This window comes from Pseudoalteromonas sp. RWi3 (assembly GCF_054960735.1).
Genome location: NZ_JBHNYL010000045.1, coordinates 1 through 429, shown reverse-complemented (window position 1 = coordinate 429; position 429 = coordinate 1). Strand labels below are relative to the sequence as shown.

1 rRNA gene is annotated in these 429 nt (G+C 46.9%); it reads right to left on the bottom strand.

Annotated elements, in window-relative coordinates:
• Positions 1-429, bottom strand: a 23S ribosomal RNA gene (locus ACFI4Z_RS19065); the annotation flags it as partial.

Below are 429 nucleotides of genomic sequence, written 5' to 3'. Positions count from 1 at the left end.
GCTCCTACTGCTTGTACGTACACGGTTTCAGGTTCTATTTCACTCCCCTCACAGGGGTTCTTTTCGCCTTTCCCTCACGGTACTGGTTCACTATCGGTCAGTTGGGAGTATTTAGCCTTAGATGATGGTCCACCTATATTCAGTCAAAGTTTCACGTGCTCCGACCTACTCGATTTCACTTAAAATGTCTTTTCATGTACGGGACTATCACCCTGTATCGTGGCACTTTCCAGAGCCTTCCATTAACACATAATAAGCTTAAGGGCTGTTCCGGTTTCGCTCGCCGCTACTTCCGGAATCTCGGTTGATTTCTTTTCCTACGGGTACTTAGATGTTTCAGTTCTCCGCGTTCGCCTCGTTAACCTATGTATTCAGTTAACGATACCTGCAAGCAGGTGGGTTTCCCCATTCGGAAATCCTAGTCTCAAG